At 56.7% G+C, this 614-nt stretch carries 1 protein-coding gene; it reads left to right on the plus strand.

The genetic code is table 11. From position 1 onward, the window contains the following. Positions 1 to 146: 146 nt before the first annotated feature. Positions 147 to 539 carry a hypothetical protein gene (locus NW856_RS02880; protein ID WP_414398997.1) on the plus strand — a complete coding sequence of 131 codons (393 nt, stop codon included), beginning with the start codon at positions 147 to 149 and terminating at the stop codon, positions 537 to 539. Positions 540 to 614: the final 75 nt, after the last annotated feature.

The following is a 614-nucleotide window of genomic DNA, read 5'->3' on the forward strand; positions in this document are numbered from 1 at the left end:
TGAGCTTATTATTGACTAGAGTCATGCTCCAAGGATCCTCACAATGCCACACTCCATCTGCAACGGGCCAGACCCTATCTTAAAATGAGGCAGGGGCGCTTTGCCGCCGGGCTTGTCTGCTGCCAGTTCTTGCACTTCCCATTTCCATGCTGACAGGATCCCATTGCTCCTCGACCGGCCAGGCCATCAGACAGCAGGTGGCCCAATTGGACGAGGGATCCCGTCGCGACAAGGCTTGGCTGGGGGATGCGGTGTTGAGCTTGTTTGCCCGGCAGTGGCTGCTTGGGCCACCTCAAGACTGGCAAGTGCCTTCCCCGCCCAGTTGTGACTTGAATCGCGCAGAACTCTTCACTTGGCTGACCTCCAATCAATTTTTGTCGGCCTTCAGGGATCCCACGCAGGTTGAGGCGGAAATCGGCCTGGTTTACGAAAAAGAAGGTCTACAAGCAGCGTTTGAATATATCCAGGCGCACCTGCTGCCTCTGTTTGTAAGGCAGGTGAACAACCGCGCCAAAGCCCTGCGTGGCAAACGCCACTAGCCAGTTTCTGAGCGAAGCAAGAGCGCGGCAGGATGGCTGGGCAGGTCGCCTCTTGAGGGGGAAGCAGAGTTAATG

It is taken from the genome of Synechococcus sp. R3-13, assembly GCF_047462195.1.
Taxonomy (GTDB): domain Bacteria; phylum Cyanobacteriota; class Cyanobacteriia; order Thermostichales; family Thermostichaceae; genus Thermostichus.